At 71.8% G+C, this 15,496-nt stretch carries 15 protein-coding genes; 8 read left to right on the forward strand and 7 right to left on the reverse strand.

The window, feature by feature from the left end; genetic code table 11:
* Nucleotides 1-112: 112 nt before the first annotated feature.
* Both E2C06_RS13045 and E2C06_RS13050 read right to left on the reverse strand, forming a co-directional pair.
* Entirely contained in the window at nt 113-961 is an 849-nt protein-coding gene (locus E2C06_RS13045; protein WP_133289046.1) for a copper resistance protein B, read from the reverse strand.
* A gap of 16 nt (nt 962-977) precedes the next feature.
* Nucleotides 978-2,930 (reverse strand): copper resistance system multicopper oxidase, encoded by a 1,953-nt coding sequence (locus tag E2C06_RS13050; protein ID WP_206664526.1) that lies wholly within the window; start codon nt 2,928-2,930, stop codon nt 978-980.
* Between the two features lie 295 nt (nt 2,931-3,225).
* On the opposite strand from E2C06_RS13050, the gene E2C06_RS40285 reads away from it, so the two are divergent.
* From E2C06_RS40285 to E2C06_RS13080, 6 genes are all read left to right on the forward strand, one after another.
* Nucleotides 3,226-4,677 carry a calcium-binding protein gene (locus E2C06_RS40285; RefSeq protein ID WP_133289047.1) on the forward strand — a complete coding sequence of 484 codons (1,452 nt, stop codon included), beginning with the start codon at nt 3,226-3,228 and terminating at the stop codon, nt 4,675-4,677.
* Nucleotides 4,678-4,873: 196 nt separating this feature from the next.
* On the forward strand, nt 4,874-5,077 hold the full coding sequence (locus E2C06_RS13060; protein ID WP_165982367.1) for a heavy-metal-associated domain-containing protein: 204 nt from the start codon (nt 4,874-4,876) through the stop codon (nt 5,075-5,077).
* The gene (locus E2C06_RS13065; protein ID WP_277751822.1) at nt 5,070-5,897 is read left to right on the forward strand and encodes a response regulator transcription factor; all 828 of its coding nucleotides are present in this window, start codon (nt 5,070-5,072) and stop codon (nt 5,895-5,897) included. Before E2C06_RS13060 ends, E2C06_RS13065 begins: the two co-directional genes overlap by 8 nt.
* Before the next feature lie 29 nt (nt 5,898-5,926).
* Nucleotides 5,927-7,288 carry an ATP-binding protein gene (locus tag E2C06_RS13070; protein WP_241671253.1) on the forward strand — a complete coding sequence of 454 codons (1,362 nt, stop codon included), beginning with the start codon at nt 5,927-5,929 and terminating at the stop codon, nt 7,286-7,288.
* Between the two features lie 46 nt (nt 7,289-7,334).
* The gene (locus E2C06_RS13075; RefSeq protein WP_133289049.1) at nt 7,335-7,787 is read left to right on the forward strand and encodes a four-helix bundle copper-binding protein; all 453 of its coding nucleotides are present in this window, start codon (nt 7,335-7,337) and stop codon (nt 7,785-7,787) included.
* 182 nt (nt 7,788-7,969) lie between these two features.
* Complete coding sequence (locus tag E2C06_RS13080) at nt 7,970-8,320, forward strand: hypothetical protein (RefSeq protein ID WP_133289050.1); 351 nt, start codon at nt 7,970-7,972, stop codon at nt 8,318-8,320.
* A gap of 45 nt (nt 8,321-8,365) precedes the next feature.
* On the opposite strand, the gene E2C06_RS13085 is transcribed toward E2C06_RS13080, so the two are convergent.
* From E2C06_RS13085 to E2C06_RS13100, 4 genes are all read right to left on the reverse strand, one after another.
* Nucleotides 8,366-9,199, reverse strand: coding sequence for a cytochrome c3 family protein (locus tag E2C06_RS13085; RefSeq protein WP_133289051.1), 834 nt, complete (start codon nt 9,197-9,199; stop codon nt 8,366-8,368).
* Nucleotides 9,196-9,864 carry an iron reductase gene (locus E2C06_RS13090; protein ID WP_133289052.1) on the reverse strand — a complete coding sequence of 223 codons (669 nt, stop codon included), beginning with the start codon at nt 9,862-9,864 and terminating at the stop codon, nt 9,196-9,198. The genes E2C06_RS13085 and E2C06_RS13090 overlap by 4 nt, the downstream gene beginning before the upstream one ends.
* A gap of 1 nt (nt 9,865) precedes the next feature.
* Nucleotides 9,866-11,614: an FAD-binding oxidoreductase gene (locus E2C06_RS13095; RefSeq protein ID WP_206664527.1), complete on the reverse strand. Its 1,749-nt coding sequence runs from the start codon at nt 11,612-11,614 to the stop codon at nt 9,866-9,868.
* A gap of 196 nt (nt 11,615-11,810) precedes the next feature.
* On the reverse strand, nt 11,811-12,536 hold the full coding sequence (locus E2C06_RS13100; protein WP_165982368.1) for a Spy/CpxP family protein refolding chaperone: 726 nt from the start codon (nt 12,534-12,536) through the stop codon (nt 11,811-11,813).
* Nucleotides 12,537-12,786: 250 nt separating this feature from the next.
* On the opposite strand from E2C06_RS13100, the gene E2C06_RS13105 reads away from it, so the two are divergent.
* Nucleotides 12,787-13,413, forward strand: coding sequence for an RNA polymerase sigma factor (locus tag E2C06_RS13105; RefSeq protein ID WP_133289055.1), 627 nt, complete (start codon nt 12,787-12,789; stop codon nt 13,411-13,413).
* A gap of 108 nt (nt 13,414-13,521) precedes the next feature.
* Complete coding sequence (locus E2C06_RS13110; protein ID WP_133289056.1) at nt 13,522-13,899, forward strand: hypothetical protein; 378 nt, start codon at nt 13,522-13,524, stop codon at nt 13,897-13,899.
* Nucleotides 13,900-13,964: 65 nt separating this feature from the next.
* On the opposite strand, the gene E2C06_RS13115 is transcribed toward E2C06_RS13110, so the two are convergent.
* Nucleotides 13,965-15,281, reverse strand: coding sequence for a type II restriction endonuclease (locus E2C06_RS13115; protein ID WP_241671254.1), 1,317 nt, complete (start codon nt 15,279-15,281; stop codon nt 13,965-13,967).
* Nucleotides 15,282-15,496: the final 215 nt, after the last annotated feature.

Genomic DNA, 15,496 nt, shown 5'->3' on the forward strand with positions numbered 1-15,496 from the left:
GTCGCGCACCGCAAGCCGGTGCGCCGCTCGAACAGGATTGGCCGCCCGACGACGTAGCGGCAACGGAGCTCCGCGCCACGGCAATGCTTTGTAAGGCGGACTGCCCCACGGCTCAGAAGAAGATGCGGATGCCCGCCACCACGGTTGACTGCGAGGGCTTCTCGCCGATGCGGCGGTTGAGGCCGGTCGAGCCACCGTTGAAGCTCTCGTACGAGTACCCGATGTACGGCGCGAACTCGCGGGTGATCTCGTAGCGCAGCCGCAGCCCCACCTCCGTACGGTAGAGCCCGGGCGCGATCAGCGCGTCGCGGTCCCAGCCGGTCGAGAAGTTCAGCTCCGCCTCGGGCTGCAGGATGAGGCGGTTGGTGATGAGCAGGTCGTAGGACGCGGCCGCCCGCGCGAGAAAGACGCCGCCCTCGCCGAAGAAGCCCTGCAGCTGCACCTCGAAGAAGCCCGGCGCCAGCCCCTGCAGCGCCACCATCCCGTAGGTCCGCGACGGCGTGCCCTGGGACGGGTTGATGCGGAAGTCGTGCCGCACGCCCCCCTGGATGTCCCAGTAGTAGCCGACCAGACGGGAGTAGAGCAGTTGCACCTCCGCGCGCTCCAACCCGCCGCGGTCGCGGTTGGTCTCGCCGCGCGTGTTGACCCAGGCCCGGTGGTAGTCCGTACCGTAGTAGGCGGAGCCCTCCCAGGCGTAAATGGGGCTGCCGCGGCCGTTGCTGCGGATCTCGTTCTGGTCGAGCAGGACGGCGCCGAAGTAGAGCGGCGGGTGCCCGGCGTCGATGCCGTGCGTCTCAGGAGCGAGGAGTCCTCCTCCCGGGGCGGGAGACGGGTTCGTAGCGGTCGCCGCGAGCGCGCCGTGATCGGCGTGGCCGCTTTGCGTCTGCGCCCAGGCCGAGCCGGAGGAGAGCGCGGCGGCGAGCAGGCCCGCCGCCGCGACCTTCAACGTGCTGGAGATCATGCTGGTCTCCCGCCGCTCAGTGGTCGTGACCAGCGGGCATGGCGACCGGCGTGGGCTGCTGTGCGGACGCGACGGGCGCGCCGTCGCGGGTGACGCGGAAGATCCGCATCATGCCGGACTCCATGTGGTAGAGCAGATGGCAATGGAAGGCCCAATCGCCTTCCGCGTCGACCAGCACGTCCACGTCGAGCGACGTCCCAGGCTTGATGTTGACGACGTGCTTGCGCGGGTTGAAGGCGCCGTTGCCGAGGTCAGGGACCATCCACATCCCGTGCAGGTGCATAGGGTGGTTCATCATGGTCTCGTTGGTGAAGCGGATGCGCAGGCGCTCGCCGCGCCGGGCGACGATGGGCTGGGCGCGCCAGAACTCGTTGCCGTTCATCGACCAGATGTAGCGCTCCATGTTCCCAGTCAGCCGCACCTCGATGATGCGGTCGTAGGGCCGCCACTCCGGGTCGGGGCGCAGCGGGCGCAGGTCGCGGTATGAGAGCACGCGGGCGCCGGGCGGCGCGCCGGTGTCCTGCACGACCGGGTCGGCCATCGCCATCCCGCCGTGCCCCGCGTGCGCCTGCATGCCGCCCGCGGTGGTGGTGGCCAGGGTGCCGGGGCCGTGCGCGCCAGCGGCGCCCGGAGAGCCGTGACCCATCGCCGCGTGGTTCATTCCCATGGGGGTGGATGAACCCGTGCCGCCGTGACCCATCGCAGCGTGGTCCATGGCTTGGCCGCCCGGGGGTGCCGCCTGTCCCTGCATCTGGCCGCCGCCGGTCCCGGACATGTCGCCGTGGCTCATCCCGGAGGACGGCCAGACATGCCCCGGCTGGTCCCGCTCCGGCCGCGGCGTGCCGCGGTCGAGGCCTGTTGGGCCGGGGTTCATGAACATGTCCGTCATGGTGAGGACCGGGCGCGGGCGGTGCTGCGGCAGGGGCTCGACCGGGGCGTCCATGCGCGGCGCCAGCCGCGTTCTGGCCCAGCCGGTGCGGTCCATGGTCTCGGCAAGGATCTGGTATTGCCGATCCTCGCGCGGCTCGACGATGACATCGTAGGTCTCGGCGACGGCGATGCGCAACTCGTCGACGACCACAGGGCGGATGTTGTTCCCGTCGGCCTGAACGACGGTCATCCTCAGCCCCGGGATGCGCACGTCGAAGTAGGTCATGGCCCCGGAGTTGATGAGCCGAAGCCTCACCCGCTCACCCGGGCGGAACAGCAGCGTCGCGGGCGTCTCCGGGCGGAAGCCGTTGACCAAGTAGCGGTAGGTCGCGCCGGTGATGTCGGCGATGTCGGTCGGATCCATCCGCATCTCGGCCCAGTCGAGCCGGTCGCGGACGATGGCGCGGCGCGCCTCGCCGCTCGGCGCCCGCCCTAGGTCGCGCAGCAGGTCGACCAAGGTGCGCCGGTTCCAGTTGTAGTAGCCGGGGTCGCGCTTGAGGTTCTGCAGCACGCGCGCGGGCCGCTCGTCGGTCCACTCGGAGAGCTGGACGACGTGGTCGCGGTTGTAGCGGAAGGGCTCGGGCTCGCGCGGCTCGATGACAATGGGCGCGTAGAGGCCGCGCTGCTCGTGGTCGAGGTTGTGGGCGTGGTACCAGTACGTCCCGGCCTGGCGGACGGGAAAGCGGTACTCGAAGGTCTGCCCGGGACCGACGCCCTGCGTAAAGCCCGGGCTGAAACCCGGGGAGCCGTCCATCGACGCGGGCAGGATCAGCCCGTGCCAGTGGATGCTGCTTTCCTTGTCCATCCTGTTCGTGACCCGGACCACCGCTTCCTCGCCCTCGCGCAGGCGGAGCAGCGGGCCGGGGAACTGGCCGTTGACCGTCACCGCCGGGCGGTCGGTACCGTCGACGTTGACCACCCGCTCCTCGAGCGTCAGGTCGTACCGCTGCGCCAGCGCGGGCGCCGCCACGGCCACCAGCACCGCCCCGGCCAGCGACAGCTGCCGCAACGCGGTCCAGAATCGCGAAATCCACATCATCCCGGCACCTCCGACCCCGGGTGGCGGTTTGGCCATCCGGGGCTTCCACATCAGCGCGGAAAGCTGGCCCGCGCCCTCCCCGCCCGCAACGCGCGAGCAGCGCCGGGACATACTTCGTAATGCGGCAGGCGCTGAGATCCGGGGTCGCGCGACACCGGTTCGGGGGCGGCACGTTGACATACTACGTCATAAACGCGGCCCGAACCTTGACGGGCACACCGTTGTTCTCGGCCCGCCGCGCCCCGCATAGCCACGGCCCCCAGCGCGGTCCCAGCACTGATCGGAGGAGCACAGCATGGCGGATGGACTGCTCGAACTGGCTGAACGAGTGCTGGGAGGCGGGACCGCGACCGAGCGGACCGAGCGCGAGCAGTTCTCGACCTCCTTCGTGGGCATGCCGGACCACCAGCTAGCCGTGGGCGGCAACGGGGCGGACAGCTTCGGCGGCACCGACGCGGCCGACCACTTCTGGGGCCTCGGCGGCGCGGACCAGCTCGGCGGCGGCCCGGAGGGCGACGTCCTGATGGGCGGCGAGGGGCCGGACCTGCTCTCCGGCGGCCCCGGCATGGACCACCTGCACGGTGGCGGGGGCAACGACACCCTCTACGGCGCCGCGGACGCCGACGCCCTGATGGGCGGGCCGGGCGACGACTACCTGGATGAGGGCCCCGGCCACAGCAGCATGGACGGCGAGGAGGGCAACGACACCCTCGTGGGCGGCCCCGGGCCGGACGCCTTCATCGTGCGCCACGGCTCGGGCGACGACGTCATTCGCGACTTCACCGCCGGACCCGGCGTCGGTGACCACATCGCCCTCGAGGAAATCCGCTGGGAAAACCTGACCATCAACGACACCGCCGCCGGGGTGAAGATCAGCTGGGACGGCGGATCCGTGCTGCTCGAGGGCGTGCAGAAGTCCGAGCTCTCGCAGGACGACTTCATGTTCTACAACGAGCCCGACTTGCCGCCGGGCGCCCGCGCGCCGGACAGGCCCGTCGAGGAGCGCCCGAGCACGAGCGTGCCCGGGCCGGAAATCACCGGTGCCCTGCCCGCGGCGGACCAGAGCCTGGTTCCCGGCCAGGGCGACCCCGCCCACACCATCGCCTTCGACATGTACGCGGCCGCCATAGGCACGGAGCATGGCGACCTGCTGGTCGGCAGCGGCGACTGGGACCAGATCTTCGGGCGCGGGGGGGACGACATCCTGCTCGGCAAGGGCGGCGACGATGTCCTCGACGGCGGCGAGGGCAACGACCTGCTGTCGGGCGGCGACGGCCCGGACCAGCTCGAGGGCGGCCAGGGCAAGGACACCCTGGTGGGCGGCGCCAAGAACGACGAGCTGATGGGCGGCGACGGCAACGACTGGCTCGCCGAGGGCGAAGGCCACGGCATGCTCAACGGCGGGAAGGGCGACGACATCTACCTGGGCGGCGCGGGTTCGGACGCCTTCATGGTCTCGCGGGACAGCGGCCACGACGTCGTGCTAGACTTCCGCGCGACCGGCCTGGCGCAGGGCCTCTTCGACCACATCGCCTTCATGGACGTCGACGCCAAGGACGTGACGGTCGAGGACACCGGCCTCGGGGCCAAGGTCTCCTGGGACGTGGACCACGTCGGTGGGGCGGACGGCTCGATCTTGCTCCTCGGGGTGGCCAAGGGGAACCTGCGGCAGAGCGACTTCATGTTCCCGACCCCGCAGTTTGTCGAGGGCATCAGCGACGTCGGGTCCTGGTACATCTTCGCGTAGCGGCCCGTGCGCCGGTCCGGGCCCCGCCGGACCGGCGCCCCGCCCGCAGCCGTGTCCCGCCGCGGTCGCCGCCCGAGTGGACCCCAGGGCGCCGCCGGAAATGCGACAAAACATGTACGAGGCGCCCTCGCCCCAGCGCCGAGCTTGACCTTCCCTCCATGGCAGGGTCCACCTCGAGGGCCGGATGGAGGTCGGCATGGTTGTCTTCAGGGTTCCGAACATGAGCTGCGGCGGCTGCGCCCGGGCGGTGCAGGCCGCCCTACGCACCGCGGCCCTCGGGGCCGAGGTCGAGGTGGACCTGCGGCGCCGGGAGGTCTCGGTGGCGGGCGCGCCGGACGCGGACGGCTTGGCCCGCGCGCTGCGCGACGCGGGCTTCGCGGGCGAAAGGCTCGATGTCTGATGAGGGCTGGAGCGAGGCGGCCTGGCCGGGCATGAACGCGGCCCGCAGGGGAGGCTCGCCCCCGGAGCCGCCCGGCCGACCCAGCCTGGCGCCGGAGGCGCACGTCCTCGTCGTCGAGGACGACGCGCCGATGCGCCACCTCATCGGCAGGCTCCTGCGCGAGAACGGTTTCCGCGCCACCGGTGTCCGCGACGGCCGGGAGATGCGGGAGACGCTACGGCACGCGGAGGTCGACCTCATCCTGCTCGACGTGATGCTGCCCGGCGAGTCCGGCCTCGACCTGCTGCGCGAACTCCGCAGGGAGCAAACCTCGCTGCCGGTGGTCATGGTGACCGCCAAGGGGGCGGAGGCGGAACGCGTCCTCGGCCTCGAGCTCGGGGCAGACGACTACCTGCCCAAGCCCTTCGGGCGGCGGGAGCTGCTGGCGCGCGTCCGCGCGGTGCTGCGCCGCGCCCGCCCGACGGCGGCCGGGCCGGAGGAGGCGGCGGCGCACCGCGGTGCCCGCCAACTGCGCTTTGACGACTGGACGGTCGACACGGCGCGGCGGGAGGTGCTCGCCCCCGGCGGCGCGGTGGTGGACTTCTCCGGGGCCGAGTACGACCTGCTGCTCGCTTTCCTGGAGCACCCGCATCGGGTGTTAGCGCGCGACCAGATCCTGGAGTTGTCGCGCGGGCGGCTGGCGGACCCGAACGACCGCAGCGTGGACGTGCTGGTCAGCAGGCTGCGCCGGAAGCTCGAGGGGGAGGGCGGGACCGCGATGATCAAGACGGTCCGGGGCTCGGGATACATGTTCCTCCCGCAGGTGGAGCGGCTCGCTTGAGGCAGGCACCGGGCTGGAAAAGGGCGCTGGTGTGGCTCTCGCCAGCGACGCTGGCGGGCAGGACCTCGCTCGCCCTCCTCGCCGGGCTATTGGTGTTCCACTTCGGGAGCGTCTGGCTGCTGGAGCGGGGGGTGCGCGACGCCCTGGAGGAGGCGCGCGAGGTCCACGTGGCCGACCATGCGGCGATGGCGGCCCGTGTCCTCGGCGCCCTGCCGAATGAGCTGCGCGGGGCCGCCGCGCGCGCTCTTTCCACACCCGCCTTCGAGGCCGACTGGAGTTGGCGCGCCGCCGCGAACCCAGCCGCGGACGACGCGGCCCTGGCGCCGCTCCGCGCCAGGCTGGTTCAGCGCGCGCCAGACCTGGCGGGCCTCCACCTCCGTCTCGGCCTCGCCCCGGCGGAGGACGGCGGGCCGCGGCGCATCCGGGGTGCGATGCGCCTCGCGGACGGCAGCTGGGTCTCCTTCGCCGCCCCGTCGCCTGACCTCGCGCCGGTCCCTACCCACGCGTCGGTCGCCTCGCTCACCGCGATGGCGTTCGGCATCGTGCTCGCCTCCGTCCTCGTGGTCCGCTGGATCACCACCCCGCTGCGGCGCCTGGCAAAGGCGGCGGAGGGTTTCGGCCGGGGCGCGGCGCCGGTGCCGTTGCCCGAGGACGGGCCGCGCGAGGTGTGCGAGGCCGCCCGGGCCTTCAACGCCATGCAGGCGCGCATCCACCGCCTCGTCGCCGACCGCACGCAGGCGCTGGCCGCCGTCAGCCACGACCTGCGCACCCCGATCCAGCGGCTGCGGCTGCGCGCGGGCTTCCTGGACGACGGGGAAGCGCAGCGGGCCATCGACGCCGACCTCGACGAGATGGAGGGAATGGTCGGCTCGACGCTCGCCTACCTCCGGGGAGAGACGGAGAGCGAGGAGCCGCGGCAGGCCGACCTCGCCGCCATCCTGCGCACCCTCAGCGACGATGCGTCCGACCGCGGCGCCTCGGTGACCTACGCCGGGCCCGACCGGGCGGTGCTGTCGCTCCGGCCGCTGGCGGCCAAGCGCGCCTTCGCCAACCTCATCGACAACGCGGTCAAGTACGGTGGCGGCGCGCGCGTCACGCTCTCGGACGTCTCGAAGGACGCGACGGTCTGGATCGAGGACGACGGGCCCGGCATCCCGGAGGCGGAGCAGGAGGCCGTGTTCGAGCCATTCCACCGCCTCGATGCGTCGCGGAACCGCGGCACCGGCGGCTCGGGGCTTGGCCTGACCATCGCCCGGCAGGTGATCGCCGCCCACGGCGGCACGGTGTCGGTCGCCAACCGGCAGGGCGGCGGCCTGAGGGTGACGGTGCGGCTGCCGCGGTCGGGCGCGTGCGCCGCAGGCGCCGAGGCCAAGACCGGGCAACGCGCGTGAACACACCCGCGCCAGGACCCGACAGACCCGATAGGAGGACGAGGACATGCTGCAGCGCCGCCACCTGCCCGTCGCTCTGGCCGCGGTGGGCACTCTTCCGTCGGCCGCCCTAGCCCAAGGCATCGGCAGCCCTGGCCCCGCCATGCCCGGGACGGGGCACGGCACGATGACGCCGCGGGACTGCGTCCTCGTCTGCGTCAGGTCCCACGCCATGTGCCTCGAGACGGCGCGCTACTGCACCGAGCAGACCAGTGGGCACATCGCGCCGGGCCACGTGGCGCTTCTCCAGGACTGCGCGGAGATGTGCCAGCTGACCGCCAACTCCCTGCTCCGCCGCTCGTCGCGGCACTCGGTGGTGTGCAACGCCTGCGCCGAGCTTTGCGAAACCTGCGCCAAGGACTGCGAGGCGTTCACGGGTGACGAGCAGATGAAGCGCTGCGCAGGGGTCTGCCGGGACTGCGCCGAGAGCTGCCGCGACATGGCGCGGTCGCCCGTTTGACGGGGTCGGGCGCTGGCGCCCGGCCGCGTTCCGGACGACGGATGGTTGGTCGCAGACTTGCTGTTGCGGGATGAAAACACCCCGTAAGGCTTCCGTCCTTCGCGCGTCTCACTCATCGCAGCGTTCGCGGTTCCGGACCCGGTGCCGAACGGACGCGGCGGACTGAAGGAGAGAAGGCCACCATGGCACTGACGATCACACGGCTCGCCGCCATCGGCGCACTGGCCGCCACGCTCGCCGCTGGCGCGGCGCTGGCGCAGCCCACCTTGTCACCGCAAGGCGGCAGCGCCGGTCCCGAGATGGACCACAGCCGCATGGGCGGCCAGGGCCAGGCCCAACGTCCAGGTGGACCGGCCCCCACGCTGACGCCGCAGGGCGGGAGCGGCAACGCCGAGATGGAGCACAGCCGGATGGGCGGCGCCAACATGGGCGGCCCCTCGGGCGGCAGGATCACCGGCAACACCGGCGGCGGCCCCGAGGTGCAGCACGGCCCCGCGCCGACCACCACGCCATCCCCCACGCAGCGGCGGTAGCCAGAGCGGCGCCGCGCCCGTCGCCTTCGTGGGCGGGCGCGGCGCTCAGTGGTGCTTGTACCAGCCGACGCCGCGGATGTTGGTCCAGGCGTCGGTCTGGTGGCAGAGGAAGCACTGATCCACGCTGGCGTGCTCCTGCCCGGTGATGGTCCGATCCATCATCTCGAAGTGCATCATGTAATGGCTCGGCGGCGCCTGGTGGCACTGCGCGCAGTCCCGCGAGCGCGGCGACGGGTGCCGGAAGCCGCCCACGCTCCAGGCCGCGGTGGTATGGCAGCCTTGGCAGTCGCGCCCGAACAGCGTTCGGTGGGGGTCGCGGTTGGCGTGGCAGCCCACGCAGTCAAGCCGGTTCGCCTCCCCCGCGGGAAGGTCGCGCGGCCACGGCGTCGACCCACCCAGGTCCGCGACGCTGCCGCCGAGCAACTCACGCAGGCGAGCCAAGGTGTGCTCGATGCCCTCCCCCCCTGCCCGCGCGTCGCGCGCCGATGCCTCCGCCACCCGGGCGTGGCCGGTGCCAACCAGCACAGTGTGATCCATGTTGACGGGCCGACGGCCGCGGCCCTGATGCTCGACATGGCAGCCGCCGCATTCGCCGATGCTGGCGTGGAACGCCGTCGAGGGCTTCGTCACCAGGTCGGGCGCCGCGGTGGCGTGGCAGGTCAGGCAGGACGCCGCCTCCACTCCGCGGGTCGGCACGTGGCAGGACTCGCACCGCGCGCCGAGGAACTCGTGGGCGGCGGAGAGAGGCCCCGGGCTGGCCGCGGCCGCCCAGAGCGGGACGCCATCCGACCCGGCGCGGTGCACCGCCACGGGCACCGCCACGGCCACCGCGAGGCCGACCACCGCCAGGGCGGAGTAGAGCAGGGTCGTGGCCTTCATGGGAGCCACCTGAGGCCGTAGTAGACCCCGCTCCAGACGTGCAGTGCGAGCAGCGGGTAAAGCGCGATCGCCGCCGCCACGTGCAGCACGGTCCAGCGCGAGAGGGCCCGCTTCAGCGCCTCGCGTCGGCCGATCGCGTGCTCCAGGTCGGCGATGGCCGCCACGAGGGCGCGCACCGAGACGTCGGGTAGCCCTGCCAGGGCGACCGAGCCAGCGGCACCCTCCGCGGCGAGCCGGTCGTAGCGGGTCCGGAGCGCCCCGAGCTCCAGCCGCTGGTCGCGGACGTCGGTCCCGACCTGCACAAGGTAGTAGCGGCCGACGAAGCCGCTCAGCACGACGGCCAGCATGACGGAGACCAACGCGATCCCGAGCGGGCTCCGGTAGTGGTGCCCGGTGTGGAGGATCCCGAGCGCCGCGCCGACCGCGCCCGCGTAGACGTGGAAGGAGAGCATCGCGCCCAGCGCGGCGCGCCGCCGCAGCCAGGGAACGCGCTTGGCCAGCGAGTAGGCGAGCAGCAGGAGCATGCCCATCGCACCGGCAATCCCGAGCATTCCTCCGGCCAGACTGCCCGGGAAGCGCGGCGCGGCGTGGAGCAGGAAGCCGGGCGCGAACAGCGCCACCATGGCCACCAGCAGGCTGACCGCGGGCCGCTCCCTGGTGCTCAAGTCAGGCCTCCACCTCGAGGTCGCCGACCGACTTCGCTTGGCAGGCCAGGATGACGCCGCGCGCCTTCTCCTCCGGCGGCAGCCCCTCCTCGACCTCCATCGCCACCGCGCCCTTGAGGAGCGGCACCCGGCAGGCGCCGCAGATGCCGACGCGGCAGGAGTAGTCGATCTCCACCCCGATGACCTCAGCCGCCTCCAGGACGGTCTGGTCTGGCGCCAGCGCCCCGGTCTTGCCCGACCTGGTGAACCGCACCTCGGCCGTGGCGACCCGCGGCAAGGCCTCCGCTGCGGGCGTGGGGGCGGGCCCAGGCAGCGGCGCCGGGGCGGGCATCGGCAGGGGCGCTTGGGTTCCCGGCGCGACGCCCCGGGCCGGGCCGAACGCCTCGGTCTTGACCTGATCTTTCGGCACCCCGAGTTCGGCGAGCGCCGCCTTCACCGCCTCCATCATCGGCGGCGGCCCGCACAGGTGGACGCGGCGCCTGGCTATCTCGGGGACGGAGCGCGCGATGAACTCCTTGGATATGGGCCCCGTGGCGCCCATCCAGGCAGTTCCCTCGGCGCGCGACATCGTCGCCGCCACGTGGAGGTTCGCGTGCCGCTTCTGGAGGTACTCGAGTTCCTCGCGGAAGACGAACTCGTCGGGGCTGCGCGCCCCGTAGAGGAAGAAGACCTCACAGGGGTAGGAGCGGTCGGTGAGGTAGCGGGCGACGCTCATCATGGGCGTGATGCCAACCCCGCCCGCGATCAGGACTATGCTGGCCTCCTCGCCCATGAAGGTGAAGACGCCCGAGGGCGCCGACACCTGCACGGCGTCGCCGACCGCGACGCGGTCGTGTAGGTGCCGCGAGATGAGCCCCTGCTCCTCGCGCTTGACCGTGACCTCGACGTGGCTCCGCCGGGTCGGCGAGGAAGCGATGGTGTAGGAGCGCCTGGTCGTCTTGCCGTCGAGCTCCGCCGAAACGGTCAGGAACTGGCCCGGCATGAAGGTGAAGGGGATGTCCCCGCCGCCGGGCTCCACCAGCCTGAACGTCTTGACCGTGGGCGTCTCGCGGAAGATGGCCACGACCCGCAGCGCGCCGGACCACGGCCGCCTCGCGGCGGCAATGGCCGCGGCGGGCGACGGCGCGGCGCTGGCCACGGCGGCTGGAGCGGCCGCCACCCTGGGCACTGGAAGGGCGGCGGATCCGGTGGCAGGCGGCGCGGGGCTGGGCGGCCCTCCGGAGATTGGCACCGGGCCCGGGGCGGCCTCGGCTACGGGCACGGAGAGTCGCTGGACCAGCGCGTTGACCCGCCGCATGCGCGTGTGTTGGATCAGCAGGGTCCCGGCCAGGAAAGCAACCAGGAACGCCATCGAGGTCAGGTGGTACCAGGACAGGCCCCAGGGGCCTCCGTCCACCGCTGTCGGCGCCAACTCGGCGAGCGACGGCAGGCTGAGCTGGTCCCTGAACCAGGTGAGGGCGAGCTGCCGCGGCGGCGTTCCCGCCTCGATGGCGCGCAGCGCCGCCGTCCCGCTCTCGAGCTGCAGCAGCCCCTCGCGTAGGCCAGCCGCGGCCTGCTGCATGGCCGTTGCGTCGTTCGCGGCCAGCGCGTGGTGGAGCCGCGCCTGGCCCGAGGCGATGGCCTGGGAGCCCCATCCGGTGCGCCGCTCAGCCTCGGCCTCGATGACGCGGCGCGCCTCGGCCGTGAGCGCGGGCATATCGAGGAGGGTGGCATAGAACGGCCGCCCCGGGCCGACCATGCAGCCCATCATGCCGCCGCATCCCGCGCTCGCCTGCGGAGCGGGCATGGACGGTGTTGCGCTCGCCGGAGGCGCGGGCGCGGCGGGCTGCCCCGGGTGGTGCGCGCCGTGGTCGCCGGGGTCGGTCTGCGCCACCGCGGTCCCGATCAGCGCCACACCGACGAACGCCGTGAGCCGACCAGCGCACTTGAGGCCCCACCACACGTCCTCAGAAGGCTCCGATGAAGGGCAGCATGGTGGCGGCAGCCGTACGCTTCTGGGCGTCGTCGAGCTGGCGGTAGAGCGTGTCGAACGCCATCCGCGTCATGTGGATGGCCTCGGTGCGCTCCCGCAGGTGGCTCTCGAACGACGCGAGCCGGGCCATGGGGTCAACAGCCCTGGAGCTGTCCTGCAGGGCGGCGCGGGCGGCGTCGAGGTGCTCGCGCCCGGCGCGGAGCGTGTTGGCGAAGGCGTCCCAGGCGGGCGCCTGCGTCTCCGTGATGCGGAGCTCCGTGCGGAGGAACGCGATGCGCCCCTCGAGACGCGCAGCGGAGCTGCCCATCGGCTGCGCCCCTCCAGACATCGAGCCGTCCGGCATCGCCCCTCCGGGCATCGGGGCCATCCCCTGCTGCCCGGAGCCCCGGCGCATTATGTCACGCATCATCGCCATCATGTCGCACCCGGTCATCGGCTGCTGCCCCTGGCCCATCGGCATTTGGGGTTGGGCCTGCCCGGGCGTGCCGCCGCCCATCCGCATCATGTCGTCCTCCATCGCACCGCTCGGCGCCATGCCCGGCATCGGCGCGGCACCCGGCGCGGCCCCACCCATCGGCATCATGTCCATCATGGCGAACCGGACGGGGGCGTCGCGGTCCGCCGCAGCCGCTTCAAACGGGAGGAGCGGCACGATGACCGCGAGCGCGACCGCGGTGAGTGTTGGCGGTTTTCTCGGCATGGCTGTGGTCCTTCCTCCGCTGGCGGCACCGGGCCGCCTCTCGACCATCAGGACGCGGAACCTCGGCGCGCCTTACAGCGGGAACGGCATAGGCAACCCGGCGCAACGGGCGCCGTCGCCAGAGAATTTGTGACAAAAGATTGCCTGAGCGCGCGCTGCTCCGGGAAAGGATGGCGCCCATTCCCGTGGGTACCTAAGCGCTGAGGGCGATCCCGCGGCCACGCCACCGCACATCCGGCGAGGAGTAGTCATGCGCGACCACGACGGCCCCCTCCCCTGCGCCGGGTCGGCCACTTCGCACGCCGCCGTCCGTGCCTCCATCGCAGAGGAGCAAGCCAAGCTGCGCGGCGTGGTCATCCGGCATCTGCACGGTGACCGCCACGGCGCCGAGGACGTCCTGCAGCGCTTCGCCCTGCGGGCGCTTGAGCGCGCTGGGGAGCTGCGCGACCCGGAGCGCGTCCACGGCTGGCTGGCACGTGTGCTGTCATCCACACTTGCCGATTACGGACGCGAACTCGCGCGCCGACGGGAGTGCTCGGAAGATCCCCAGGAATTCGCGGAGGTGCTAGTCGCCCCGGAGCCGGAAGCCGCAGCCTGGGTGTGCGACTGCATTGAGCCGCTCTTGGGCGCGATGCGGCCCGACCAGGCGGCCCTGATCCGGCGCCTCGACCTCCACGGCGAGTCGCGGGAGGGCGTGGCCGCGGAGCTCGACGTCCTACCGAACGCACTGCACGTGAGACACCACCGGGCGCGGCGGGCGCTGGCCACGCTGCTGCTCGCGGCCTGTGTCACCTGCCCCGCGGAGAGCTTCATGCACTGCGCCTGCCCGAAGCCGCCAACGGTGGAAGAGGCGCGGCGGGCACGCGTGACCGCGTAGGCGAACGCGCGTGGCGATCGAAGAGGCGCCGTACGGCCGAACCTTGATTTGGCTCAAAGGCGAAACGGCGCAGGGGCGACAGGATCGAGTGCGCCCGGGTGGGGCCGGATGCTGGAGGTGGCGCCGTTGCGCCACCACACCGCGGTTGCAGAAAAGCAACTGCATCGGAGAGAGGAGAACCGCATGACGAGACTTCGGAAGAGCACCGGGGTGGGCCTGGTGCTGCTGGCGGCGGGCTTGGCTGCCTGCGCACCGCAGCAACAGGTCACGCCACCGGCGGCCGTGGCCCCCGCCGCGGCCAGCGGTGCCACGACCGCCCCTCCCCCGGGTGATCACCAAGCGATGATGGCCCACTGCACCGAGATGCGACAGCAAATGCGTCAGGGCGCGCAGATGTCGCCGGACATGCAGCGGATGGCGACCTACTGTCAGCACATGGACCATACGATGGGCGCCCAGCGCGGCCGGTCCGGCCCGTACCCGTAAGCCGGTTCCGGCGCGGCCGGGCGAGGCCGCACCGTCCTCGATTTGGGTCTGCGCTGCGGCGCCCCTCAGACCAGCGCCCGCGAGATCGCTTGAATGGGCTTCATGCCGTGACCAAACTTGGCGATGGTTTCCCGGTGCGCCTTGAGCTCGCCATAGGGCAGATATCGCACCTTCAGGTCGGCCACCCGCGAGAAGGCGGGCCGTGCCAGTTGCTCGCGGACCTCGCCTTCGCGGCCGTCCGGCGCGACCAGGAACATGCCCTCGAGCGCGTGCGCCTCCGCCCCAAGGGCAAGATCGAGCATCCGGACGATGCCGGAGTAGATGGAGGTAGTGTGCTCTACCTCGTAGGCGGCGACGATGCGCCGCGTCCCTTTGTCCAACCACAGCACGTCGATCAGCCGAACGGCATCTGCTCCGGGCCCAGCGTCGAACCCTGGCAGGGCGCTGAGGCAACCGTCCCCGAGCTTGCCGCCGCCGAGCGGGCGACTGCGGTCGTTCGCGGCGATCCAAACGTCGTACCCCAAGGACAGGCCGAGATCGCGTAACCAGCCCTGCACCTCGGTGTGGGTGTGGTCAGACTCCCTAGCCTCAGCGAGCACCCTGGCGACCTTCGCACCCTCGTCGCGCACGCGAGCGAGGTCCGCCTCCCAGGCGGCCCGAGCGCCCGCGTCGTCCTCACGCGGCGGTGTCGGGTAGCGACCACTGCCGACGTCGAACAGCAGGCCGCCGACGGCGCCAAGGTCGTTTGAGAGCAGGCCGCGGTGAGCGGCGTTCAGCGCGAGGATGCCCTGCCGCATCGCCAGGTACTCGTCCCAGCGGCCGAGCTTCACCTTGGCGCCGGTCAGCGCGTTGTAGCCGTTTACGATAGCCGTGTTGAACGGCGGTACGATCGTGGGGTGCAGGAAGTAAAGCAGGTTTGCGACCGCCGGGCCGAGGCCCTTTATACCCTTGGCGTCGATCTCGCGGATAGCCGCGACGACCTGCTGCTCGACGGTGCAGCAGACGCAGGTGTCGAGCAGGCGGCCGAAGGCGAGCTGGTTGTCCGGGTTCTCATAGATGTCCGGTATGCGCAGCTTGGGCTTCCACAGGAAGGCGTGGTCCGCCCCTTTGAAGATCTGCCGCTGCTCGGCGATGGAGTGAACCACCGTCTCCAGCGACGAGCCGCGATAGGCGACACCAAAGGTCCCGGCCTTGATCTCGGCCACCACCTGCTGGATGCCGCGGCGAATAGAGCGGAAATTCTTGACCCGCTCCTCCCAAAGAAACCAGGTCCGGTACGTGCCGCCAGGATCGTCCCGCCACTTGTTCAGTAAGGCGGCTATCGGGCTGGGCGAGTTCGCAGCTGCTCCTCCAGGTGCCGATAAAGCTGTCGAGGTCTGCATGTCCTAGCCCTGGATCCGTGAACCGTTACTGTGGACGACGATGATGGCGCCCCCTGCTCGCCAATAGAGAGCAGCATGCCTGCTCGGAGAGCCACTAGCTCACCTTTCAGTACAGAGAGAACGGGTCGGGATATGGATAACGGCCACCTCGGGAATCTTCCGTCGCATCGCGGTCGCTGTAACCCGCCGCACAGGTCGTGGCAGAAGTTAGGGGC

This window comes from Dankookia rubra (assembly GCF_004355005.1).
In the GTDB taxonomy this organism is placed as follows: domain Bacteria; phylum Pseudomonadota; class Alphaproteobacteria; order Acetobacterales; family Acetobacteraceae; genus Paracraurococcus; species Paracraurococcus ruber_A.